The following is a 23,858-nucleotide window of genomic DNA, read 5'->3' as shown; positions in this document are numbered from 1 at the left end:
AGGTGAAGCGCAATGGAACATTTAAAAAAATCGCCTTGGATGCTGCATTATGATGCAAGCAGCTGTAATGGGTGTGATATAGAAGTTTTAGCTTGTACGATGCCTCGATTTGATATTGAACGATTTGGAATCATCAATACCGGAAATCCTTTCCATGCGGACATACTATTAATTACCGGCGGTGTGAATGCTCAAAGTGCTGAAGTTGTGAAGCAGATTTATTCACAGATGCCGCATCCCAAAGTTGTGGTTGCGGTTGGAATCTGTGCCTGCACAGGCGGTGTTTTTAAAGATTGTTACAACATCTTAGGTGGTGTGGATAAAGTTATTCCTGTTGATGTGTATGTACCAGGTTGTGCAGCTAGGCCACAGTCAATCATTGATGGTGTCTTAAAAGCTGTTGATATATTAGAAAAGAAAAGGGAGGCTGTTGAGCATGAGTGATCGTATCATTCAATCAAACAAAGAAGAATTATATGCCTCCTGCATAAAACGAAAGATGGAAGGATGGCGTTTGGCACAGATTTGTGCGGTAACAATAAATGATGGTTTTGAAATGAGCTATACCTTTGTCAAAGATTCTGATATGGATACTTTACGTATTTGTTTAAAGGAAGATGAACCCATTTCTTCAATTACGCAAATTTATCCTTGTGCTTTTTTACAGGAAAATGAAGCAGCTGAACTATTTGGCGTCCATATTGAAAATATTACTATGGACTATAAACACAAACTATATCGTATAGAAGCAGATACACCTTTTAAAGCGAAGGAGGATGCATAATGGCAAAGCGAAGTGTCATTCCTTTTGGTCCTCAACATCCTGTACTTCCTGAACCGATTCATTTGGATCTGGTCTTAGAAGATGAAGTTGTAGTGGAGGCAATCCCAAATATTGGTTTTGTGCATCGAGGACTTGAAAAGCTGGTAGAAACAAAGGATTATAGACAATATGTATATATAGCTGAAAGAGTATGTGGTATCTGTAGCTTTGGGCATGGCTTAGGGTATTGTGAGAGCATTGAACATATGATGAATATTGATGTACCTAGACGTGCTAAATATTTAAGAACTTTATGGATGGAATTAAGTCGAATCCATTCGCATTTATTATGGTTGGGTCTATTGGCAGATGCTTTGGGATTTGAGGCTTTGTTTATGCAAAGCTGGCGCCTGCGTGAAAAAGTATTGGATCTATTTGATATGACCACAGGAGGAAGGATCATATTTTCTGTAAATCAGGTAGGTGGTGTATTAAAAGATATCGATCCATCCATGTTAAAAATTATTGATCAGACATTAACGGATATGGAAAAAGAGTTAAAGCCAATTACCAGAACATTCTTAGAGGATCGTCTTGTCAATTCTCGTTTACGTGGATTAGGTGTCTTAAGCAAAGAACAGGCCTATATAGCGGGAGCCTGTGGCCCAATGTTACGTGCCAGTGGTGTTCCATATGATTCAAGAGAGACAGGGTATGCGGCTTATTCAGAATTAAATTTTGGACCGATCATTGCGATTGAAGGGGATTCATATGCGCGAGTGAAGGTTCGCCTTGCGGAAATCATGCAGTCTTTTGAGATTTTGCATGAATTGATTTCAAAGATTCCACAAGGTGAGATATCTGTTCCAGTCAAAGGCAATCCTAAAGGAGAGTGCTTTATTCGTATTGAACAGCCCCGCGGGGAAGCTATATATTATACAAAAGGGAATGGAACAAAATATCTAGATCGTTTCCGTTTACGTACCCCGACAACATCCAATATTCCGGCTATGTTGGATCTGTTAAAGGGATGTCAATTAGGGGATGTTGCCTTGTTGATCCTTACGATCGATCCTTGTATCAGTTGTACAGAGAGGTAAGTTCATGAAACCAACAAAGATGTTTGTATTTACCCGTCAAATTATGGAGAATCTTGTATCAAAACCGGTAACAGAAGAGTATCCTTTTAAACAGTCCAATTATGCCGAACGAATGAGAGGGCATATTGAAATAGATATTGAACAGTGTATCTCTTGCACTCTTTGTGCTCAGAATTGTCCTCCTGGAGCAATTCAAGTGGACAGGCAGAAGGGAACATGGAGCATTGATCGCTTTGATTGTGTGCAATGTGGAAACTGTATCAATGTCTGTCCTAAAAAGTGTTTGCATATGAAAAAAGGGTATACTATGCCGGATACCCAAAAGAATACAGAAATATATGTACGCCCTGTAAAAAAACAACAATTTCCACAGGCAAAAGAAGACTGTGTTTATTGTGGTTTATGTGCCAAGAAATGTCCTAAGCAGGCTATCAATGTTGATCGAACACAAAAACTATGGCAACTGGATAAGAATGCTTGTGTAGGCTGCACACTTTGTATGAAGACGTGTCCAAAACATTGTATCGAAATGATTGAAGAATAAAGGTATTTTTAAATGCAGGAAGTAATTGATCAATCAATTAAAAATATAGATAAAATTGAAGCATATTTTAAAAGAGTCAATAGCAAGTAATAGCTGGTTGACTCTATTTTTATAGGATTAATTCCGTGATATATACGGCAATACAAGCACCTATCGCAACCGTTAGCAACCCTTTTTCTTTATATGCCAGAATCAAGGCAACAATTGTTCCGGCTAAGCTTGGTATCAAATTTTGGGAAGCTGTAAATATAGCGGGGAAAGTCATAGCGCCTAAAACAGCATAAGGCACATAAAATAAGAATGATTTAATAAAAGGGCTTTTCAATTCTTTTTGAAAGAACGTTAACGGGATCATACGAATGAGATAGGTGGTAATAGCCATGGTTAAAATATAGGGTAGATATTTACTCATGTTCGATCTCCTTTACCGGGAAAAAGTAAGCCCCAAGTCCAGCAGCCAGAATCGTACAAAGGATGATCACAAATCCGCTGGATATTTCTATTACAGGTTTGATGAATTCAAAGAAACAGCTAAGAATGATGGAGAAGATCAAAACTTTTCGTACATTCTTTAATTTTTTGGCTGGAGGAATAATGATGGCTAAAAACATGCCATAAATCGCAATGCCTAAGGCGTTTCGTAATGTTTCTGGCATCAGTGCGGTCGCTGACCCACCAATAAATGTTCCTAAGGTCCAACAAAAAACAGGGAAAAGGATTAAACCAAGCATATAATTTCGACCAACTCTTTCATAGGTTGAGCTGGCCAAGGCAAAAATTTCATCAGTAATTCCAAAAGAAATGAAAGCACGATCCAAGGTGCTCATTTTCTTATCAATTTTTTGCGATAAAGATAAAGACATCAAAGCATATCTTAAATTGATGATAAATTGTGACATAGCTAGTTCCATTAGAGGAGCTGCTTCTAATATTAATATCAATCCATTAAATTGACCGGCACTTGTTAAATTGGTCAATGAAATGACAACAGCTACTTCCACAGGAATGCCAGATGATACGCACATCATGCCAAAGGTAAAGGACACTGAAAGATAGCCTAAACCAATGGGAACACTATCTTTTAGTCCTTGAATAAAACGATTTTCAACCACTTCCATTTACACTCATCTCCGTTTAGTTATTATAGCTTAGCTATTTGAAGAATTAAATATTATTCTAAATTAAAAGCGCTTACATGATATAATGGAGTGGCAAATAGGAGTGAAGCAGTATGAAAAAATATATAATCGCAATCGATCAGGGAACGACAAGCACACGTGCTATTGTTTTTGATCGAAATCAAAATATTGTAAAAATTGCACAAAAGGAAATAAAAAACAGCTTTCCTGAACCAGGATGGGTCGAACAGGATGCCAATGAAATATGGCTTTCCACATTAAGTGTTTTAGCACAATTATTTCAAGGACATGATATTAAACCACAAGATGTCATGAGCATTGGAATCACAAATCAAAGAGAAACTACAGTTGTCTGGGATAAGACAACTGGATTGCCGGTTTATAATGCAATCGTTTGGCAATCTAGACAAACAGCTTCGATCGTAGATCGATATCGTAATACACCTAAAGAAAAAGTTATTAAAGCAAAAACCGGTCTTGTGCTTGATCCTTATTTTAGCGCCAGCAAGATTCGCTGGATATTAGAAAATGTCGAGAATTTACCTCCTGTAGAAAATTTATTATTTGGTACGATTGATACGTGGCTGGTTTGGAAAATGACCAATGGAGCAGTTCATGTCACGGATGTAACCAATGCCTCGAGAACGTTATTGTTTAATATCCATACTCTGGAATTTGATGATGAATTATTACAGATTTTTGATATTCCTAAATCTATGTTACCAAACATAGTAGATACATCGGATGTCATAGGGAATATAGATCCTATGTTCTTCTTTAATTATTCCTGTCCAATTGGAGCCATTGTTGGAGATCAGCAGGCTGCCTTGTTTGGACAATCTTGTTTTGATAGAGGAGATGTAAAGAATACCTATGGAACAGGTGGTTTTCTTTTAATCAATACTGGAGAAGAACCAATCATTTCAAAATATGGCTTATTGTCAACTGTGGCATGGCGAATCAATGGAAAAGTTAATTATGCCTTGGAAGGAAGTATCTTTGTATCCGGCAGTTTGATTCAATGGTTACGTGATGGTTTAAAATTATTCCAGGATGCTAGTCAGACAGAAGAAATCGCAACAAGTGTTGATTCCTGTAATGGGGTCATGATCATCCCTGCATTTACAGGTTTAGGTGCTCCTTACTGGAATGAAAAATGCAAGGGAGCTATTTTTGGACTGACACGAGGTACAGACATTCGCCATATTGTTCGTGCAGCTTTGGAGTCTATGGCTTATCAAAGCAAAGATCTTATCATTGTAATGGAAGAGGAGCTTCAAGAAAAGATTCATGAAATCAAGGTCGATGGCGGTGCCAGCAAAAACAATTTCTTATTACAGTTTCAAAGTGATATCCTGGAAATTCCTGTAATTCGTTCACAATTTAGTGAGACAACGGCATTGGGAGCTGCAAGACTTTCTGGCCTTAGTACTGGTATGTATACCATGGATGATTTTAAAGAAGTTGAAACAACACGTTTTATGCCAAAACGGACACATGAATCGGTTGAAAAATTATATGATGATTGGAAGCGAGCTGTAAAAAGCTGTATGAGTTATTAATAAAAAGCGGTTAATCGTTATATCCTAGAAATGCGATTTTTAGACACCAGGAAAATAAAAAATGGTATGGGGCAATGTTAAGCGTTTCAAAGCGAAAATTAGGAATATCATCGGATGAAATTGTGGAGATTTTAGATTTACGAAATAGTTTTGAAAAAGTAGAAAAAATAGTAGATCACAAAAAATATTATCCTGGATGGCATATGAATAAAAAGTATTGGTATACCATCATTTTAGATGGGTCTATTTCTTTAAAAGATATATATAAATGTATTGATGAGAGTTATCAAATGACAAAATAATCAAGTAACTTCAAAAGTGATCTATATTTACATATATACAAAGATTTGATAGAATAACTAAAAAATAAAGAGGAGAAATTATTATATGGACCCAGACCCGAATTCTATTGGTTTACAAGTATTACTTATTGTTGTATTAACTTTGGTTAATGCGTATTTTGCAGCTAGTGAGATGGCAATTGTTTCAGTCAGTAAAACAAAGATCCATCATTTGAGTGAACAGGGAAATAAAAAGGCAAAATTGGTAGAAGAGCTTTTAGAACAACCTACAAATTTTCTTTCAACGATTCAAGTTGCGATTACTTTGGCTGGTTTCTTTAACTCAGCAAGTGCTGCAACTGGTATATCTGTTATTTTTGCAGATTTTTTAAATCAATTATCAATACCTTATGCAGATACAATAGCAATGGTGTTGATTACAGTTTTGATTTCTTTTATTACATTGATTTTTGGTGAGTTAGTACCTAAACGAATAGCGTTACAAAAGCCAGAGATGTTTTCAATGTTATGTGCTAAACCGATTCTTTTTATTAGTAAGATTGCCAGTCCTTTTATCAAGATTTTATCATGGTCTACCAAAATGGTTTTGCGTATTTTTCATATCAAAGATGAAAATGTGGAAGAATCTCTATCACGAGAAGAAATACGTGCCTTACTGGAATCAGGACAGGAAAACGGAGCCATTAACGAGAATGAAACAGACATGATTAGTAATGTTTTTGATTTTGATGACTGTTTGGCTTGCGATATTATGACACCACGTACTGATGTATATTCCATTGATATTAATGATCCGCTGGATGAAAATCTTGATCGTTTAATGACAATGCAGTATACAAGAGTTCCAGTTTATGATGATTCAATTGATAACATTATTGGAATCTTAAATATGAAAGATTTTGTGATTGAAGCCAGAAGAAATGGTTTTGATAATGTAGATATAAATAAAATTTTACGTAAACCCTATTTTGTTTTGGAAACAAAAAGTGTGAATGATCTTTTTAAAGAACTGCAGGGAGCACACCAACATATCGCAATTTTGATTGATGAATATGGTGGGTTTTCAGGTATTGTAACGATTGAAGACTTGATCGAAGAAATAATGGGAGACATTGAAGATGAGTATGACCGAGATACGGAACCTAAGCTTCGTAGATTGGATGTCAATAACTACATTATCGATGGAAATTATGCTTTGGAAGATTTATCGAATAAATTAGATATAGATTTTGGAGATACCGAATTTGAGACATTAAGTGGTTTTGTCTTAGATTTATTAGGAGAAATTCCTATGGATGACTCACAGCATGTTGTTTCATATAAAAACTGTATCTTTAATATTTTAGGAATCAAATCCAATCGAGCAACAAAAATAAAATTAACTTTAGTAACTGAGAACAAGAATTAATTTTTGTTCTCTTTTAATTTTATACATAGAAGTGATACTATAAAAATATTATGGAAAAGGGGTATGATCTTTATGGATTCGTATAAGGTAATTATTTTTGATTTAGATGGAACTTTATTTTATAAAGATCAAATGATCTCTGACAATGCAGCTAAGAAAATCATAGAACTAGAAGAAAAAGGAATTGTCATTGGCTTGGCAACGGGACGATTTTTAAATGAGTTAGATAGTTTTATTGAACAGCTCCAACTTAAAAAGTATCAAGGTTTTGTGATTTGTGCCAATGGAGCTGAGGTGATTGATTTAGCTGGTGGAAACCAACATAAGTTTTCTCTATTATCCAAACAAGAATGTTATGAACTGATTCATCTGGCAAAACAATATAAACTAATTTCATATATTCATGAAGATAACGATTATCATGTTTTTGTGCCAGGAGCACTTAAAAAGATATACAAAAGGATGGAAATGCTTTTTTCTCGAATTAATATTCCATTTTTTCAGGCCGCTTCAAGATTAAAATTAGAAAATAATATTGTTTTACATAAGGATGAATATGAAAAAATCTGTTTTGTGGGAAACCATAAGTCATTAGTGGAATTTGAGGAAAAAGTGAAATTATTGAATTTAGATTATGCCTATTATCCATCTTCCATGCACTCTTTAGAAATTGTAAAACAAGGCATAAGTAAGTTTATCGCAAGCTATTGGTATTTGGCTCGGAAAAAAATTTCGTTAAAAGAAGTTATTTTCTTTGGGGATGGTGGAAATGATGATGAGCTTATAAGTAATGTTGGCTTAGGAATCGCAATGAAAAATGCGCTGGATTCGACAAAGCGAGCAGCGCATCGAGTAAGTCAATATACCAATCGTCAAGACGGAGTATATAAAGAGTTATCGGATTTATTTAATTAATCATATCTTTTTAAAATATGTTGATTGATCAACATGAAGATTGCTTCTACAATCAACGCAATACCAAGAATCTGCATGATGATTGATAGAGATTGAATTGGTTGAGACAATAGAATAACACCTGTAATCAATACAAGGATTGAAAAGATCAAACTAATATTCCAACGTGGATATCCAAAATCTTTTAAAATCAAAGATTTTTGCATATGAACAATTGAATTAATGATTAAGATGATTCCAACTAAGATTGGTAACATTGCCAAAATACTTTCAGGACTAAAGACCATCAAAATACTAATTAAAAGTCCGGGAACTCCAATAAAGAGTGGACTTAAACTTGTTGATATACGTTGCACAAAATATGTGTATAATAAATAGCCACTAAAGAGTAAGGCAATTATTCCGAATACACGGATGGTCATGGTTAGTATAGTTACGTTGAATAAACAAATTAATAATCCGAATACAATATAGGATATTGCCAGCATGTTAATTTCTTTATCGGAAGGCTTTAAAAAATAATTCATAAGTCTACCTCCTTCTAGTTTCATTATACTCTATTCTTGAAAAAAAGGCGTTACATTTGCCCATAGTTTTACTTTTGCGCTATACTAGGAAAAAAGGAGTGGTTTATTATGAAAACAGCAATTGTAATGGATAATGGATTTGAAGAACTAGAGGCTATGGGGCCTATTGATATGTTAATTCGTGGAGGATTGGATCTGGATATCGTCAGCATTCCTGGAACCAGTGTTACAGGACGTTCTGGTGTTACGATCACCAATGTCATTCCTTTTGACGGGTATGATTTTTCTAAGGTAGATTGTTTGATCATTCCTGGAGGACCACATTATCAAAAATTAGAAAAAAATGAAGAAGTATTGGATTTGATCAAAACATTTGCCAATGAAAAAATCATTGCGGCAATCTGTGCAGCTCCTACATTACTTGGACATTTAGGTTTATTAAAAGGAAAGAAATATACTTGTTTTACCAGCATGAATGAAGATTTTGGAGGAGAGTATATTGATCAATATGCTGTTGTGGACGGAAACATCATTACGGGAAAAAGTGCGGCAGCTTGTGTTGATTTTGGCTTTGCGATCTTAGAAAAACTGGGTGGAAAAGAATTGGCAGACAAGGTAAAAGAATCTGTTTATTATGCATCCTCTAACTAAGTATTTTTACGATTCAAAAAAAGATCATCAGACGGGATGTATTGGTTTAGAAGTCGAACATTTTATCATTCATAAAGACACAGGCTTGCCAATGCCTTATCATGAGATTTCTAAATTAATGGATTACCTTGCTCCTTATTTTTCTAAGAAAATCTATGAAGAAAAAAATTTAATTGCCTTGGAATCTGAACAGGCTTTGATTACTTTAGAGCCAGGGTGCCAGTTGGAGATTTCTATTACTTGTTTACATGATTTAGATATGATCCAGAATATTTATCAAAAATATATGGATCTTATCCAAGATTATCTAAAAAAGAGCGATTATCGTATTGTGTATAGTGGTGGTTTACCAACTGTAGCAGCCAATCAAGTTCAATGTATTGATAAAAAACGTTATGAATTCATGGAACAATATTTTTTAAAGAGTGGAACACGTGGTTTAGAAATGATGAAAGCTACGGCAGCTGTTCATGTTTCGATTGACTATGCTGATGAAAAAGATTTTGTGAAAAAATATCGCATGGCAAATATACTTCACCCAATTTTTGCCTTTCTATGTTCGAATACTAAAAATTATGCAGGCAAGGAAAACCATGATATTTTATTGCGCGATGATATTTGGCAGCATACAGACCCATCCCGTTGTGGAATCATACCTTCTTTATTTGAAGAAAACTTTGGATTTCAGTCCTATACTGACTGGATATTAAGGGTTCCTTTGATCTTGATGTATGATGGAAATGAATTTGTATCTGTCAAAGATCAAACCTTGGAAGAAGTGGCTCAAAAAGAAGGATGGTCTAGATCTTATATATCTCACTATCTTTCTATGTCTTTTTTAGATATTCGATTAAAACAATTTATTGAGATTCGAAGTGCAGATGCTATGCCGATTGAATATACGATTGCCTATTGCGCATTGATCAAAGGCTTATTCTATGATCTTGAAACGGTAGAAAAATATTTGAGATTAACAAATTCTATTAACGATATCAAACAGACAAAAGCAAATATTCGAAAAAATGGTTGGGATAGCGAAGTCTATCAAAACAATATTCAAGATTTATGTTTTGAATTGATTCAGGATGCAAAAAAAGGTTTAAATCCACAGGAAAAACAGAATCTTGAACCATTAATAAAATTAATTGAGAATAGATCTCATATTTATAAGGAAACAAATTATGAATTACGCATTGAAAATGAAGAATTACATCGATGAACATCGCATTGAAAGCAAAGAGAGTGCATTGAAGACAACAATGACCATTCAGGCAAGTGAATTGAATGCCGGTGGACCTAATTACACACGTACTTTACATATTCCTAAATTCTATACTCAGGAAGATAAGAAAAGATTTGAATCGATCGTTGATACGATGTATCAAATTTTTTCCAAGGTTATTAAGGCTTATCAAAGTGATGAAGAAATACGAAAGCTTTTTGGCTTTTCAAAAGAATTGGAAGAATTGATCTTATTAAAACCACGCTATGACTCATTGATTCCTATTTGTCGTGTGGATATCTTTTATGATGAGAAGACAAAAGAATTTGGATTCTGTGAGTTTAATACAGATGGAACAAGCGCAATGAATGAAAATAAACGCTTGAATGAGTTTTTATCGTTGAACAATGCGTTTATGGCTTTGGATACAGATTTTGAAATCATGGAACTTGTAAATACTTGGGTGGATGTCTTTCTAAAGATTTGTCATACAGATCCAAAACTAAAAGAAAAACCCAATATTGCCATCGTAGATTTCTTGGATAAGGCATATTTAAATGAATTATATGTTTTTGAACGAGTTTTTAAAGAAAAAGGATATCAATGTGAAGTTGTGGATATTCGTAATCTTGAATATCGAAATCATAAATTGTGGTCTACAAAAAGCGGTATGCAGCTAGATGTGATTTATCGTCGTGCTGTCACAAAGGATGTGATGGAAAATTTAGAACTTGTCAAAGATTTTATTGATGCGATCAAGGCAGATGATGTATCGATCATTGGTGCCTTTCAAACACAATTGATCCATCATAAATGCATCAATCAAGTTTTGTTAGATCCTTTGATGCAGAAGTATTTCACTCAAGAAGAAGTGGCATATATCGAAAAACATTTACCAAAGACTTATGATTTGACAAAAGATGTAGCAGATATGATCAAAGAGGATAAAAATCAATGGATCATTAAACCAAAGGATTCATATGCCGCAAAAGGCGTATGGGCTGGTGTTGATCTAAATACAGAAGAATGGAAACATGAAGTAGAGCATTGGATCGATAAAGATTACATTGCCCAGGAGTATATCACACCATATAAAACAGAAAATATTGATTTGGTAAATTATGATGATTATCAAATGTACTCAAATCTTACAGGTTTATATGTTTATGATGGCCAATTTGCCGGTGTATATTCTAGATTGAGTGATTCAGGTATCATTTCAACACAATATAATGAAAAGACCGTACCGACGTTATTCATAAAGGAGGAATCGTAAATGATATATTCAAAGATAACTGAATTGATTGGGAATACACCACTTGTTGAATTAACAAATCTTGAAAAAGAAGAAAATCTAGACGCAAGAGTTATCGCAAAAGTGGAGTTCTTTAATCCAGCCGGAAGCATTAAAGATCGAATTGCCTTAGAAATGATTGAAGAAGCTGAAAAACAAGGTTTGATCAAAAAGGGAGCAACCATCATTGAACCTACAAGTGGAAATACGGGTATTGGACTTGCCTGTGTCGCAGCAACAAAAGGCTATAAAACAATTTTAACGATGCCAGAAACAATGAGCATTGAAAGAAGAAATCTGTTAAAAGCATATGGAGCTAAGGTTGTATTAAGCCCAGGTTCAAAAGGAATGCAGGGTGCTGTAGATATGGCAAATGAGCTCGCAAAAGAGATTGAAAATAGTTTTATTCCAAGTCAGTTTGAAAATCCAGCAAATCCTAATACGCACTATAAGACAACAGGTCCAGAGATTTGGAAAGAAACGGAAAGAAAGATCGATATTCTTGTAGCCGGCATAGGAACGGGTGGAACGATTTCTGGAATTGGAAAATATTTAAAAGAAAAAAATCCTGAAATTCAGATTGTTGGTGTTGAACCAGCTTCTTCTCCATTATTAACGGAGCATAAAGCAGGACCACATGGAATTCAGGGAATCGGAGCTAATTTTGTTCCAAATACATTAAATACAAAGATTTATGATGAAATCTTAACGGTAAAAGATGAAGATGCTTATAAAACTGGAAGAATGATGGCCCATAAAGAAGGCATGTTAGTCGGTATTTCTTCTGGAGCCAGCGTTTATGCAGCAATGCAGCTGGCAAAAAGAGAAGAAAATAAAGGTAAGATGATCGTAGCCATTCTTCCAGATACTGGGGAAAGATATTTGTCCACTCCGATGTTTGAATAGTTTAAAAAGATCCTTTCGAGGGTCTTTTTTTATTAACTGGTATGAATAAACAATATAATCGCAAAAAGAGTCAATATCAATATCCATAAAGATTTCTTTTCAGGATATACAAATCTTTGGTTGTAGTAAGCAGCTAATCCAATAAAAATCAAAAAGAGAATAAGATACATATTTTGATTTGGATTGAAAGTATATATGATCAATGGAAATATAGAAATAGCTAAACTAACATTTTTGAAAAACAGTAATTTCTTAGAGCCATGAATACTGCCTATGCTTCGATAATGCCAGTAGGAAAATATACCTGAATATATCAAACCAAAAATCCATATAGTCCAACTCAAATGACAGATTTCATTGAAGAAATAATCTCTAATGAAACCAATCATATAAACACATATGGCATATATAGCAAATACAGATATAAAATGTTTTAAATACTTACTAATTTTCTGTTTCATCTCATGAATAGAATACCATTCCCAATAAAAATCAGGTGTAAAAAATATTTAACGATGAAATTAAAGAAACTATGCTTCTTTAGTTATTAAATACTATAATAATATTTGGTGATTTTATGCATAAAAAAGAATATATACTCATAGGAAGTGTGTTGACTTGCAAAGTGGTTTCATCATTTCTTATCGCTTATCTATATCAAATTTTAGATTCATATTTAATAAAGATAATAATTCAAAATGTTGCGAATGTTTTATCGATATGTGTAACTTTATTGGCGATTAAGGTGAGTAAAAAGTCATTGCGAGATTTTGGTTTGTTTACAGATGATTTATTTAAACAAATTTTAATTGGCTTGGTTGTTGGTTTTATTTTGGTAGTGCTCTTGCAGGATCTATCTTTTTTAGAAGCTTCACCAAATTTATATGATATCTTTAGTATGATGTTAGTTGGCTTTTCAGAAGAATTATTATTTAAAGGTTTTCTGTTTACGATGATTTACGAGCTCAGTGGTTCAAGATTAAAGGTAGTATTCATACCTTCTATAGTTTTTGGAATTTGGCATTTTCCAGTTGGACAAAGTATTGATCAGGTGATTGGCACTACGATAATAGGACTTATTTATTCGGGAATGCGTTCCTTATACTTTAGAACAGATAAAGAAATTGGGATTATTCCTTTATCGATTTTTCACTGGATGCATAATATTTTTATCTTATAAGATTTTTTAATTCATTGAACAAGCCCAAAGTATCCTCTTTATCAAATAAATTGAAGATAAATGTGGTTTTATTTGTCAGAAGTTGAATATAATATGGTTTATCTTTATAGAGATAGGCAGTACAATTCCCAATTCCTTCTAGGCTTGTTTTTCCAACTAAAAAAATATTTGTTTCTGTTCCAATCTTGATGCTATTTCGACGAGGTATATTATTTTCATAAAATTGAATAGATGTAATATCTTCTAGTTTTATGCTGGAAGACATATCACCTAGAAACATTAAATAATCATTTTGTATCTTAATTTCATAGGCATTACCTTTGACTCCTTTTGTATGGGAGTCATAAAGAATAAATCCATATACTGAACAATATAAAGTTATAATTCCAACTATAAATGCAAGAATAATTCTTTTTGTCGTCTTTTCCATTGTGATCACTCTTTTCTATCCTGGATTCAGATGTAAAAAAATATGTTTACATTATTAATATAGTCCATTATATTGGTGTTGAAAAGATGATTGATATAGAATCTTTTATAGGGGTACTTTGTATGTTAAATTGTATATTATATTTGGCTGTATAATAGGAGCTATTTTTGGACAAGGAATGCTACATAATGATCGTATGATGATTCTATTTGCCATTGGTTTGGTACTTGCGGTTATTGTATTGATAAAGGTAAAGAAATTAAAATAGGTTAACGTTATTAAAAATTAGTGATAGATAAGAGTGGTAAATTCACTTAATATCTATCACTTTATTTATTTAAGGTTGATTAAATAATTTTCAAGAATATAATATAAGAGTTTTGAGAGGGATGTGGATATGAGTAGTAAATATACAATGGATATGTGCAATGGGCCTTTATTGAAGAAAATCATATTATTTGCGATTCCTTTAATGTTATCTGGTGTGTTGCAACTATTATTTAATGCAGCAGATGTGATTGTTGTTGGAAGATTTACCGGCAATGAAGCTTTGGCAGCTGTTGGTTCAACAAGTTCGCTTATTAATTTATTGATCAATTTATTTGTGGGTGTGTCTGTAGGTGCTAATGTTTTATTAGGGAAACACATTGGTGCTAGAGATGAGGAAAATGCTTCAAAGACAGTCCATACAGCGGTAACTTTTGCTCTTGTTGTAGGGATTGCCATGATCTTTGTAGGATTCTTTTTATCACGACCACTTTTGGAATTAATGGGTACGCCAGAAGATGTTATAAATCTATCGGTTTTGTATATGCGAATCTATTTTGTTGGTATGCCAGCATTTATGTTTTATAACTTTGGGGCTGCGTTATTAAGAGCAGTTGGAGATACAAAGCGCCCTTTATATTTTTTAACTTTAGCAGGTATCATAAATGTTATTTTTAATTTGATTTTTGTAATTGTATTTCACATGGGAGTTGCTGGTGTCGCATTGGCAACGATCATTTCAGAAGGAATCAGTGCTTTTCTTGTATTCCTTTGTCTAAAAGGAGCGGATGGCGTTCTTCATCTTGATCACAGGAGTTTGAGCTTTCATAAAGATGTCGCAATACAGATGATGAAGATTGGGTTACCGGCAGGACTTCAAGGATGTATCTTCAGTGTGTCAAACGTATTGATTCAATCAAGTGTAAACTCTTTTGGTTCAATCGCAATGGCAGGAAATACTGCTTCAGCTAATTTAGAAGGATTTGTATATAATGCGATGAACTCTTTATATCAGACTTCTTTAAGCTTTACATCACAAAACATGGGTGCTAAGAAATATAAACGTGTAGATAAGATTTTGATTGAATGTTTAGTTATCGTTATGATCGTTGGTATCGTAATGGGTGGAGGAGCTTATTTAATCGGTACGAGCTTGTTATCTATCTATTCAAGTGATCCACAAGTAATTTCTTATGGTTTGTTGAGAATGTCTTTGATCTGTGTTCCTTATTTCTTATGTGGAATGATGGATGTATTTGTTGGATCTCTTAGAGGCATGGGATATTCTGTTATGCCAATGTTAGTCTCTTTGACAGGAGCTTGTTTATTTAGAATCATATGGATCTTTACAATTTTTGCGACGAATCGAAGTTTATTTGTTTTGTATTTTTCATATCCGGTATCCTGGGCATTAACCGCAACCGCTCATTTGATTTGTTATATGATTGTTCGAAAGAAAGTTTTCAAATAAGTTCTATTTAGATATTTAGGGAATGAAACAACAAAATGGTTCGTTCCTTTTTATATAAATTCGTTTACATTTATTTCATTCAGGCGTAATATATAGATGCATAAAATAAATCTTCAGGGCAGAGTGAAATTCTCGACCGGTGGTATAGCCCACGAGCCGTAAGGTTGATTCGGTGCAACTCCGAAGCCGACAGTATAGTCTGGATGAAAGAAGATGCTTTTTTTGTACATTTTTATAGACAAAAGATGCACCTAGAAGAGTTATTTTAGGCGCATTTTTCTTTGTTTATGGAGGTGTTGTGTTTATGAATAGTCGTACAAAGAAAATTACTACAATAGGAATGATGTGTGCCATGGCCATGGTCATGAATCTATTGCTGCACTTTCCAATCATTCCAGCTGTTTCTTTTTTGAACTATGATCCTAAAGATATTGTCATAGTTATCGCAAGTTTTATCTATGGTCCATTTAGTGCTTTTGTGATGAGTGCTATTTGTGCCGTGTTGGATGTTATGTTGCGTGGAGGAACTATCTTAGATATTTTGATGAATATGATCGCAACATGTATGTTTTCTTGTGTGGCGGGTGCAATTTATAAAAAAGAGCATACAAAAAAAGGTGCTTTGATTGGACTAGGTACAGGTATCATCTTAACAACTATCAGCATGCTTTTATGGAATTACATCATTACACCAATTTATTTTGGGATTTCAAGAGAAGCCGTTGCGGCTATGTTGATTCCTGGTATTCTTCCATTTAATTTAATTAAATATGGAATTAATGCAGGAGCAAGTTTATTTTTGTATAAACCAGTCGTTGGGGCATTGCGAAGTTCTCATTTGGTCATGACAGAAGAAAAACCACACGAAAAATCAAATGAAATGGTTGTTTTAGGTGCTTTTATTGTTATATCATTAGTTATGTTAATACTGGGATATCAGGGGATTATTTAAAAGGAGAAAATCATGAACTTTTTAGAAGCTAAGAAAATAATGGATGAAAAATTAGGTGATTGGAAAATCATGGCTTTGGCTAGCTGTGTGGATAATTATCCTATGGTAAGAAATGTAAGTTGTGTATTCTATAATGATAAGATTTATTTTAAAACCGATAAAAACTTTAGAAAGACACAGCAATTATTTAAAAATCCTCAAGTTGCGATGTGTTTTAATGGTGTTCAAGTTGAAGGAAAGGCAGTCAACAAAGGCTTAGTCGTAGATGAGCCAGGAAGAATATTTGAAAAGAAATACAAAGAATTTTTATGGCAGAGCTATAATGCATATTCGCATGTCGACACAGAAATCTTGATTGAAGTCACTCCAGAGTTTGTTGAAATTTGGGATGAAGATCAAGACCGTAAAGCGTTCCAGATTTTTATTGATTTTAAAGATCAAAGTGTTGAATACAAACCATATGACTAATCTTGAAACAAAACGTTTGATCTTAAGAAACTGGAAGAGTGAAGATAAAGATTCTCTGTATGAACTTGCCAAAGATCATGAAATCGGGCCAAGATGTGGCTGGTTACCGCATAAAGATGTTAATGAAAGCTTGAATATCATTTGTAATGTATTTGATGAAAACACATATGCCATTGTATTAAAAGATACCAATCAAATTATAGGATGCATTAGTCTGATGTTTAAAGATAAAGCAAATCTTTCCATTTTAGAAGATGAAGCAGAATTAGGATATTGGATTGGAAGACCATATTGGAATCAAGGTTATGTCAGTGAAGCGGCAAAAACTTTGATTCGTTATGGCTTTGAGTCGTTGCATTTATCTAAAATTTGGTGTCTGAATTTTTCGGACAATCTGGCTTCGGCAAGGGTCAAAGAGAAATTAGGCTTTAAACATGAATACATAATTCCAAATAAATTTGTTTCGGCATTAAATGTTTATAAAGAGGATAGAGTTGCACTATTGACAAGAGCAATGTGGGAGAAGTTATGATTCGATTGTTGTTTGTACGTCATGGACAGACGGAATTTAATGTAAAAAAGCGAGTACAGGGATGGTGTGATTCGCCTTTGACACAGGAAGGAATCAAGCAGGCAGAATCTTTGATAGATGTATTAAAGGAAGTGGATATTTGTGCAGCTTATAGTTCAACTTCTGAAAGATGCAGGGATACATTGGATATTATTTTAAATGATCGGGATATTAAAAAATATGATCGAAAAGGCTTAAAGGAAATTCATTTTGGATTAGCTGAAGGAGAGCGTATTGAAAAAGTATTTCCTAATGGAACGGCCAATTTAAGCGGATATCAAGATATACAAGGTGAAAGCAAACAACAGGCTTTAAAACGTTTTGAAGATGAAATTCATTCAATCGTTTCTCTGTATGATGAAGCCAATATTCTAATTGTTACACATGGATCGATCTTGAAGGAATTTTTCTCGCATATCGATCTGGGTTTCAAACAGGCAGCTATAGAAGTCAACGGTTCAGTTAATAGATTGATTTCCAATTGTTCGCTTAGTATCGTGGAATATAATCAAGGAAACTATTGCTTGGTTTCTTATGGCAAGACATATTATTGATCATGGAGGCAATATGAAAATATCCAAACTATTGTCATCTCTTGTTTCGATCGCATTGTTCGTATCGATTGCAGGATGTCAAAATGTAGATGAAAAAACAGCGCATGCGGATTTTGATGCGTTTATGGAACAGGAATTTATCGATACAGTCGAAAGTGATTATTTAACTTACAAGACATTGATCGATGATCCAGAACAATATGATATCAATGTAGAAGAGATTGAGGTCAACCTGGGAGAAAGGCTGGATCCTGAAAATTATGAGGATTTGATGTCTGAACCCAATGAATCGTATGAAGAGTTTAAATCCTTTGATTATGATAGCTTAAGTGAAGAACAAAAAGATGTATATGATGCTTATGCCTATATGATGGAAATTGATGAAGCATTGTGCGATAAAAAATTCTGGTATTACACACCGTATTTTGAAAGTATGAGTGGCTTGCAGTATCAATTACCAACTTTGTTTGCGGACTGGCAGGTAGATAATGAACAGGAAGTTCAAGAGATAATCTTGTTGGTTGAAGATGTCTTAGATTATGTTAATGGAGCTATTGAATATACAAAAAAACAAGAAGAAATGGGTCTTTTAATGATCGATATTGATGAGGTTTTAAATTATTGTCAAAATATTATTGATACAGCCCAGGATAGTGCTGTTTTATCCGCAATGAAAGAAACGATTCAATCTCTAGGATTATCAAATGAGACCGATTATATCGCACAGCTTGAAGATGCATTTAATAATTCATTTATTCCAGCTTATGAAAATATCATAGCTATGCTTAATGAATTTTCACAGTCAGCGCAAAACAATGAGCAGGGACTTGCTTCATTTGAAAATGGAAAGGAATATTTTGAGATTCTTATAAAACAAAATACAGGGTTAGATAAAGATCCTTTGGAAATCAAGGAAATGATGGAAGATGCATATCAAGATCATATTTTATCTTTACAGGTTTATGCTTACAGCAATCCGGATGCAGTGAACACATTCATTCAAGGAACTATGCCGGAAACAGGATTTAACAGTTATGAAGAAATCTTAGAATTTGCTAAACAAAATCTTGTAAATGATTTTCCAGAAGTGAATGATCTTGAATATGAAATTAAAGATGTAAATGAGCAAATTGCTTCGGATACGGGGGTTGCTGCATATTTTAAGGTCCCTACATTGGATGGAAATGAGAAAAAACAATTGAGAGTTAACCCAAAAGGTAGTGATATTTCCAGCATTGATACATATATGACGGTTTGTCATGAAGGATTTCCAGGGCATATGTATCAATATGGTTACATGTATGAAAATGTCTCAAGTAATCTAATTAAAGGATTAGCGCAGTTTAATGCATATACAGAAGGATATGCGGTTTATGCACAATATGAGGCTTTGGATTATTTGACAAATATTGATCCAAATCTGTTGACTTTATATGCAGAAAATGAGCAGGCATCTTATTGTGCTGTTGTGGCAGCAGATATTGGAATTCATTATGAAGGTTATACGCTAGAGCAATTTACTGACTATATGAGCCAGTCAGGATTTGCTCTGGATGAAGATAGTGCTAAAGCCTTATATGCACAACTTCAAGCCAATCCAGCTGTATTCGAACCATATTATGTTGGAAATGAAGTGATTCAGGATCTAAAAGAAAGTGCCCAGGAAAAACTAGGTGAAGATTTTACGGATAAAGGATTTAATCAAGCAATTTTAGAATGTGGAAATATGCCTTTTGAGGTTGTACAAAGGCATGTGGATTCATATGCGTTAGGAAATGTTCAAGCCTGATTCACTCATATATGAAAAGAGGTAATTGATATGCAAAAAAAAATCAGGGATGAAATTAAAGCTATTTTTTTTGATATAGATGGAACATATTTTGATCATGAAAAAAATCGAGTTTTACCATCGACTATAAAGGCTATGAAAAAGTTAAAAGAAAACGGATATAAAATTGCTCTTTGTTCAGGTAGGCCCTTACTAATGGCAAAAGAGTTGGATGTATTCAATCATGTTGAATGGGATGGTTTTATTGGTAGCGCCGGTAATACCGTATATGATGAAAACTTGAATAAAATTAAGCACAATGGATTTGGTGATAAAGAATTGGAAACAATTTTTTCCATCGCTAAGAAAAAAGAAATTTGCCTTTATGTAAATGGAAGTTCTGCTTTTTTAACAATGGATGATCCACAGGCGGTACAGGTTCTTCAACAATTTCATGTCCAGATTCCCAAAGAGATTCGCGGTTGGCAAAAGAGCGATAGTGTTGAAATGATAAGTATGTTTAAAGGATACGATTATGATTACTCAGATTTTTTACAGGTTCCACAACTAAGAACACAAAAATCGTCAGGTTGTATCGTTGATTTAATTAAAGAAGGCATCAACAAAACGACAGGAATTCATTCATTATTAAAGTATTGGGGAATGGAAGATGCCAAATATATGGCATTTGGAGATTCTTTAAATGATAAAGAGATGTTGGATAGTGCCTATATCGGAGTTGCAATGGAAAATGGAGATGTAAATCTATATCCATATGCAGATGTTGTATGTGGACCAAGTTTTGAAGACAGCATCTATGCTGTATTGAAGAGTTTTCAGATGATCAAATAGGAGTGCATATGATAGAAGAAAGACTGTTTGTTCCGTGTAAAGATCATGATATTCCTATGGTCTTGTGTGTTCCGCAAGCTGAAGGATCTTATCCTTGTATGCTTTTGCTACATGGATTTCTATCTTATAAAGAAGGAGACGGTTATTTGCTTGCAAAGTGTGCTCAGGCTCTAGCCAAGGCTGGGATCGCAAGTGCCCGCATTGATTTTTGCAGCATGGGAGAAAATCGCTCTTCAAGAATTCATTACGGTACCAAAATCATGTTAGAAGAAACTAAGACGATATATCAATTTCTTCAAAAGGATAAAAGATTTATTTCAGATCGTATTGGGTTACTAGGGCATAGCTTTGGTGGGCGAATTGCCTTGCTGAGTACTGGTTTGAACCCTAAATGTATCGTTACATTAAATGGAGCATTAAAGATACAAGATCAGGAAGGATTTAAGTTTTCAAAAGAATATGTAGAAGATATACAAAAAAACGGCCATACGATCGTGAAGACCAGTGATGGACGTTATGAATTGGTATTTGAAACATTCTTAAATGAATTGGATGTGGATCTTGGTCCAGCTTTTGAATATGAAGGAAACACGCTTGTTTGTGTAGGAGACAAAGATGTAACAGTGGAGGCTTCACTAAGCTATCAAATTATCGATATGTTAAAAAAAGCAACTCTTATAGAAATTCATGAAGCTGATCATACTTTTTTAGCCAAGACAGGAAACTATGCTAAAGTGAATGAACTTTTAGAACAAGTCGTTGCATGGTTGAACTTAAATCTTTGATTTAATGTTTTCTTTTGGTATTCATCTCTTTTTCTAAGTCGATGAACATCATTAAAAAAGCAGCAATCAAAAACCAGGAACAAATTATGATGGCATAGCGGTGCATAAAATAGATAAAGAAATTTCCGATAACAGCTCCCATAATAAAACAAAAAATGATCAAGTAGTAGAAGGCACCTTTATCAAAGTAGTGCCTTTCTTTTGTATGCAGGTATTTAAATAAGTTTTCTGTACCGCTTCTTAAGTTGCCAATACACATGGTCGTGGCAGCAGACAAACCTTGAATTTTTCTAAAAGTTTCAACTTGAATGCCACAGGCAAAAGAAGTAAGAGAGTTGGCAATTAAGTTTAGATCACTGTTAAAAAAGGCAACGCTAATTAAGATAGTCGTTTCTATGATCAAAGCAATTTGGCGCCAATGCAGTTTTTTCCATTGACAGGCTCTAAGTTGTTCTGCCAAGGCAATTCCTAAAGTAAAAGCAATGACAGGAATTGCGTATTGTAAGGCATCTAGAAACTTTAACTGGGAGAGATTGATGCCAAAAAGAAGCATATTCCCGGTTTGCGCATTGGCAAAAACATGGCCTCGTTGGATATAGGAATAGGCATCCATAAAACCTCCAGAAAGAGCTAGAAGAATACCTAATTGTTTTGACTCTGAGATTTGTGTAATACGCATGGTTTTATTTTACACTCTTGCACATAAATAAAAAAGCATCTTTTCGATTTTGAAAAGATGCTTGCGTATTTTATACAGTTCCTTGGGCTTTCATTGCTTCGGCAACTTTTAAGAAGCTGGCGATATTTGCTCCAACCACATATTCTTTTTCGTGACCGTATTCTTTTGCGGTATCACGGCAAGTGTTGAAGATATTGACCATGATTCCTTCAAGTTTTTCATCTACTTCTTCAGCTGTCCATGATAAGTGTTGAGCATTCTGAGACATTTCTAATCCAGAGCATGCAACACCACCAGCATTTGATGCTTTACCTGGGGCGTAGAATACACCGTTGTTCATCAAGTAGTGGATAGCATCTGGAGTTGTTGGCATGTTTGCGCCTTCACAAACAGCAAATACTCCGTTTGCGACAAGTGCTTTGGCATCGTCAAGATCCAATTCATTTTGTGTAGCACATGGTAATGCAATATCGCATTTAATGCTCCATGGACGAGCTCCTTCAGTATATGTTGCATTTGGCTTTGCTTCAACATATTCTTTGATACGTCCACGACGTACTTCTTTGATATCTTTAACTAGAGCTAGGTCGATTCCTTCTGGATCATAGATAAATCCATTTGAATCAGACATCGTTACAACTTTAGCCCCTAGTTGAGTTGCTTTTTCACATGCGTAGATTGCTACGTTACCACTTCCTGAAATCGCAACAGTCTTACCTTCAAAGCTAGTACCATTGTCTTTTAGAAGTGCCTGTGTGAAATAACATAAACCATAACCTGTTGCCTCGGTACGAATCAAAGAACCGCCATATGTAAGTCCTTTTCCTGTAAGAACACCGCTAAATTCATTGCGAATACGTTTATATTGACCAAATAGATAGCCGATTTCACGTCCACCAACACCGATATCTCCTGCAGGAATATCTGTGTTTGGTCCAATGTGGCGGGCAAGTTCTGTCATAAAGCTTTGGCAGAAACGCATTACTTCGCCATCGCTTTTTCCTTTTGGATCAAAATCAGATCCACCTTTACCACCGCCCATAGGCAGTGTAGTCAACGCATTCTTGAAGATCTGTTCAAATCCTAAGAATTTGATGATGCTGACATTTACAGAAGGGTGGAAACGAAGACCACCTTTATATGGGCCAATCGCTGAGTTGAATTCAATACGATAACCACGGTTTACTTGTGTTTTTCCATTGTCATCAACCCATGGAACACGGAATAAAATCTGTCTTTCTGGTTCTACGATGCGTGTTAGAACATCGTCATCTAATTTTTCGGGGTGAACTTGAGCGATAACGTTCAGTGATTCGAAGACCTCCTCTACTGCTTGAAGGAATTCTGTATCATTCGCATTACGCTTTTTAACCACCTCATAAAGCTCTTTTAAATCTGTCATTTGAGTTCCTCCTCATTTAAATACTTTCATAGTATATCACAACGTGAAAAGTTTTCACAAGAACAAAAAGAAAATATTTTCATTCCGTATATTGATTGAAAGATATTCGATAAAATAGTATCTTTAGTAGTATTATATGAGGTGGT

The 23,858-nt window shown here is 34.4% G+C and carries 27 protein-coding genes and 1 riboswitch; of the genes, 21 read left to right on the top strand and 6 right to left on the bottom strand.

The window, feature by feature from the left end; translation table 11 throughout:
* Nucleotides 1–12: 12 nt before the first annotated feature.
* Genes PND65_RS02865 through PND65_RS02850 form a run of 4 tightly spaced genes read left to right on the top strand, consistent with a single transcriptional unit; the run spans nt 13 to nt 2,407 of the window.
* On the top strand, nt 13–444 hold the full coding sequence (locus PND65_RS02865; RefSeq protein WP_022355709.1) for an NADH-quinone oxidoreductase subunit B family protein: 432 nt from the start codon (nt 13–15) through the stop codon (nt 442–444).
* Nucleotides 437–784, top strand: coding sequence for an NADH-quinone oxidoreductase subunit C (locus tag PND65_RS02860; RefSeq protein ID WP_087158426.1), 348 nt, complete (start codon nt 437–439; stop codon nt 782–784). Before PND65_RS02865 ends, PND65_RS02860 begins: the two co-directional genes overlap by 8 nt.
* Nucleotides 784–1,863 (top strand): hydrogenase large subunit, encoded by a 1,080-nt coding sequence (locus tag PND65_RS02855; protein ID WP_271990213.1) that lies wholly within the window; start codon nt 784–786, stop codon nt 1,861–1,863. The genes PND65_RS02860 and PND65_RS02855 overlap by 1 nt, the downstream gene beginning before the upstream one ends.
* 4 nt (nt 1,864–1,867) lie before the next feature.
* The gene (locus tag PND65_RS02850; protein WP_270459436.1) at nt 1,868–2,407 is read left to right on the top strand and encodes a 4Fe-4S dicluster-binding protein; all 540 of its coding nucleotides are present in this window, start codon (nt 1,868–1,870) and stop codon (nt 2,405–2,407) included.
* 109 nt (nt 2,408–2,516) lie between these two features.
* On the opposite strand, the gene PND65_RS02845 is transcribed toward PND65_RS02850, so the two are convergent.
* A complete protein-coding gene (locus PND65_RS02845) occupies nt 2,517–2,819 on the bottom strand; it encodes an AzlD domain-containing protein (protein WP_015536219.1) in 303 nt (100 codons plus the stop codon).
* Complete coding sequence (locus tag PND65_RS02840; protein WP_271990212.1) at nt 2,812–3,525, bottom strand: AzlC family ABC transporter permease; 714 nt, start codon at nt 3,523–3,525, stop codon at nt 2,812–2,814. The genes PND65_RS02845 and PND65_RS02840 overlap by 8 nt, the downstream gene beginning before the upstream one ends.
* A 113-nt stretch (nt 3,526–3,638) precedes the next feature.
* Here PND65_RS02840 and glpK point away from each other — a divergent pair, with 113 nt between their 5' ends.
* The 4 genes from glpK (at nt 3,639) to PND65_RS02820 (ending at nt 7,733) form a co-directional block, all read left to right on the top strand.
* Complete coding sequence (glpK, locus tag PND65_RS02835) at nt 3,639–5,108, top strand: glycerol kinase GlpK (protein ID WP_271990209.1); 1,470 nt, start codon at nt 3,639–3,641, stop codon at nt 5,106–5,108.
* Between the two features lie 35 nt (nt 5,109–5,143).
* On the top strand, nt 5,144–5,410 hold the full coding sequence (locus tag PND65_RS02830; RefSeq protein WP_087158428.1) for an MmcQ/YjbR family DNA-binding protein: 267 nt from the start codon (nt 5,144–5,146) through the stop codon (nt 5,408–5,410).
* A gap of 85 nt (nt 5,411–5,495) precedes the next feature.
* A complete protein-coding gene (locus PND65_RS02825; RefSeq protein WP_022355717.1) occupies nt 5,496–6,818 on the top strand; it encodes a hemolysin family protein in 1,323 nt (440 codons plus the stop codon).
* Between the two features lie 72 nt (nt 6,819–6,890).
* Nucleotides 6,891–7,733, top strand: a complete 843-nt coding sequence (locus tag PND65_RS02820; protein ID WP_271990207.1) for an HAD-IIB family hydrolase — start codon at nt 6,891–6,893, stop codon at nt 7,731–7,733.
* Here the strand turns inward: PND65_RS02820 and PND65_RS02815 are convergent.
* The gene (locus PND65_RS02815; RefSeq protein ID WP_022355720.1) at nt 7,730–8,260 is read right to left on the bottom strand and encodes an HdeD family acid-resistance protein; all 531 of its coding nucleotides are present in this window, start codon (nt 8,258–8,260) and stop codon (nt 7,730–7,732) included. The genes PND65_RS02820 and PND65_RS02815 overlap by 4 nt on opposite strands.
* A gap of 108 nt (nt 8,261–8,368) precedes the next feature.
* Between PND65_RS02815 and PND65_RS02810 the strand changes: the two genes are divergently transcribed.
* From PND65_RS02810 to PND65_RS02790, 5 genes are all read left to right on the top strand, one after another.
* Nucleotides 8,369–8,911, top strand: coding sequence for a DJ-1/PfpI family protein (locus PND65_RS02810; RefSeq protein ID WP_022355721.1), 543 nt, complete (start codon nt 8,369–8,371; stop codon nt 8,909–8,911).
* Entirely contained in the window at nt 8,895–10,130 is a 1,236-nt protein-coding gene (locus PND65_RS02805; RefSeq protein ID WP_271990204.1) for a glutamate-cysteine ligase family protein, read from the top strand. The genes PND65_RS02810 and PND65_RS02805 overlap by 17 nt, the downstream gene beginning before the upstream one ends.
* Nucleotides 10,093–11,409 (top strand): hypothetical protein, encoded by a 1,317-nt coding sequence (locus tag PND65_RS02800; RefSeq protein WP_271990201.1) that lies wholly within the window; start codon nt 10,093–10,095, stop codon nt 11,407–11,409. Before PND65_RS02805 ends, PND65_RS02800 begins: the two co-directional genes overlap by 38 nt.
* Nucleotides 11,410–12,333, top strand: a complete 924-nt coding sequence (gene cysK / locus PND65_RS02795) for a cysteine synthase A (RefSeq protein ID WP_035403676.1) — start codon at nt 11,410–11,412, stop codon at nt 12,331–12,333.
* Between the two features lie 577 nt (nt 12,334–12,910).
* Nucleotides 12,911–13,513: a CPBP family intramembrane glutamic endopeptidase gene (locus PND65_RS02790; RefSeq protein ID WP_271990198.1), complete on the top strand. Its 603-nt coding sequence runs from the start codon at nt 12,911–12,913 to the stop codon at nt 13,511–13,513.
* Here the strand turns inward: PND65_RS02790 and PND65_RS02785 are convergent.
* On the bottom strand, nt 13,503–13,943 hold the full coding sequence (locus tag PND65_RS02785; RefSeq protein WP_204712731.1) for a hypothetical protein: 441 nt from the start codon (nt 13,941–13,943) through the stop codon (nt 13,503–13,505). The genes PND65_RS02790 and PND65_RS02785 overlap by 11 nt on opposite strands.
* A 397-nt stretch (nt 13,944–14,340) precedes the next feature.
* Here PND65_RS02785 and PND65_RS02780 point away from each other — a divergent pair, with 397 nt between their 5' ends.
* From PND65_RS02780 to PND65_RS02745, 8 genes are all read left to right on the top strand, one after another.
* Nucleotides 14,341–15,681: an MATE family efflux transporter gene (locus PND65_RS02780; protein ID WP_022355445.1), complete on the top strand. Its 1,341-nt coding sequence runs from the start codon at nt 14,341–14,343 to the stop codon at nt 15,679–15,681.
* Nucleotides 15,682–15,786: 105 nt separating this feature from the next.
* Nucleotides 15,787–15,900: riboswitch (FMN riboswitch) on the top strand.
* A gap of 85 nt (nt 15,901–15,985) precedes the next feature.
* Nucleotides 15,986–16,633 carry an ECF transporter S component gene (locus PND65_RS02775; protein WP_271990196.1) on the top strand — a complete coding sequence of 216 codons (648 nt, stop codon included), beginning with the start codon at nt 15,986–15,988 and terminating at the stop codon, nt 16,631–16,633.
* 12 nt (nt 16,634–16,645) lie between these two features.
* Entirely contained in the window at nt 16,646–17,101 is a 456-nt protein-coding gene (locus PND65_RS02770; protein ID WP_022355446.1) for a pyridoxamine 5'-phosphate oxidase family protein, read from the top strand.
* On the top strand, nt 17,094–17,633 hold the full coding sequence (locus PND65_RS02765) for a GNAT family N-acetyltransferase (protein WP_015536197.1): 540 nt from the start codon (nt 17,094–17,096) through the stop codon (nt 17,631–17,633). Before PND65_RS02770 ends, PND65_RS02765 begins: the two co-directional genes overlap by 8 nt.
* Complete coding sequence (locus PND65_RS02760; protein WP_022355448.1) at nt 17,630–18,226, top strand: histidine phosphatase family protein; 597 nt, start codon at nt 17,630–17,632, stop codon at nt 18,224–18,226. The genes PND65_RS02765 and PND65_RS02760 overlap by 4 nt, the downstream gene beginning before the upstream one ends.
* A gap of 13 nt (nt 18,227–18,239) precedes the next feature.
* Complete coding sequence (locus tag PND65_RS02755; RefSeq protein ID WP_271990194.1) at nt 18,240–20,015, top strand: DUF885 domain-containing protein; 1,776 nt, start codon at nt 18,240–18,242, stop codon at nt 20,013–20,015.
* Nucleotides 20,016–20,045: 30 nt separating this feature from the next.
* Entirely contained in the window at nt 20,046–20,846 is an 801-nt protein-coding gene (locus tag PND65_RS02750) for a Cof-type HAD-IIB family hydrolase (RefSeq protein ID WP_087320085.1), read from the top strand.
* Between the two features lie 8 nt (nt 20,847–20,854).
* Nucleotides 20,855–21,631, top strand: coding sequence for an alpha/beta hydrolase family protein (locus PND65_RS02745; protein WP_087158489.1), 777 nt, complete (start codon nt 20,855–20,857; stop codon nt 21,629–21,631).
* Between the two features lies 1 nt (nt 21,632).
* On the opposite strand, the gene PND65_RS02740 is transcribed toward PND65_RS02745, so the two are convergent.
* Nucleotides 21,633–22,310: a YoaK family protein gene (locus PND65_RS02740; RefSeq protein ID WP_087320081.1), complete on the bottom strand. Its 678-nt coding sequence runs from the start codon at nt 22,308–22,310 to the stop codon at nt 21,633–21,635.
* Between the two features lie 70 nt (nt 22,311–22,380).
* Nucleotides 22,381–23,712, bottom strand: coding sequence for an NADP-specific glutamate dehydrogenase (gene gdhA / locus PND65_RS02735; protein WP_015535282.1), 1,332 nt, complete (start codon nt 23,710–23,712; stop codon nt 22,381–22,383).
* Nucleotides 23,713–23,858: the final 146 nt, after the last annotated feature.

Origin of the sequence: Faecalitalea cylindroides, from assembly GCF_028321995.1 — a bacterium.
Lineage (GTDB): Bacteria > Bacillota_I > Bacilli_A > Erysipelotrichales > Erysipelotrichaceae > Faecalitalea > Faecalitalea cylindroides.
This window is presented reverse-complemented; position numbering and strand designations above follow the sequence as displayed.